Raw genomic sequence first — 958 nt, 5'->3', positions numbered from 1 at the left:
TGGGGGTCTGGGGTTCTCCCCAGACGGTTTCCGGTAGCGCTCAAGGCGCTGCCGGAACCGTGGCGGCTCGGTTTTTTCTGGAGAACGGGGAGCAAAAACACGCAAAGGATTTTGAGGCGGCAAAAGAGCAATGCAGGATAGACAATCATGGTCAGAACGTTAACACGTAGCCCCTGATTGTCCGCCTGCCGCTAGCTCAATTTGAAAACATGGCCATGATTCGGCGCTGAATATCACCGTCTTTGTTGACCAGTGTTTTAGTGACAAACGCTGCATGGTTTTTCGTAGTGTTGTATCCCTTCCAGACTTCATGTGGATCGAGGGCATACGCACAAACCTTACCAGCAACGGGGATTCTAACTAATGCATTTTTTGATTCTAAGTAATTGAGCCACCGAATAATTGTGCTTCTGCTAACTCCAAGTTTTTCAGCTAGGAATTGCTGATCCGCAACGACAGCGCCACACGTAGGATCGATATGCTCCGCTAAAAATGAGTACAGCTTCAGTGCTGATATGCCTTGGCTATCCTTCAGCAGCTCTCGAACACGTTCCCAACCTTTTGGGGATACCTGTGTAAACCTTGAATTTTTCTTTGCTTCTTCGAGATCCTCGGTGTTTTTCTTTGCCTCATCTGAAAGTTGTTTCAGTCGTTTTTCTGAATCAATAAACATGATTTTTTCCCTCTGAAAATCCCATGCACTAACGTTGGTTTAAATCTAAGCCATCATGACACATCTGTGCAACACCTTGTTGCGTGTTGTCGCATCCAGGATGCGACAACGTTGTGTCATCCTGGATGCGACAGGTAAATAAAAAACACACTAAAAAAACAACCACTTACAAATCGGCGTAAAAGATCTATTCTAGGCAAGGGTGTTGCGTGCAACGCAACGCCCTTTGGGGGTGTCGGGGCGAAGCCCTGACCCAGTCACGTAACGATAGCGGAGTGTATACTG

Annotated in this window: 1 protein-coding gene; it reads right to left on the bottom strand. The window is 47.1% G+C overall.

The window, feature by feature from the left end; all coding sequences use genetic code 11:
* Window positions 1–196 precede the first annotated feature (196 nt).
* Window positions 197–673 (bottom strand): helix-turn-helix domain-containing protein, encoded by a 477-nt coding sequence (locus tag QP119_RS11470; RefSeq protein WP_000469298.1) that lies wholly within the window; start codon window positions 671–673, stop codon window positions 197–199.
* Between the last annotated feature and the right edge of the window lie 285 nt (window positions 674–958).

It is taken from the genome of Corynebacterium frankenforstense (assembly GCF_030211955.1).
Lineage (GTDB): Bacteria > Actinomycetota > Actinomycetes > Mycobacteriales > Mycobacteriaceae > Corynebacterium > Corynebacterium frankenforstense_A.
This window is presented reverse-complemented; position numbering and strand designations above follow the sequence as displayed.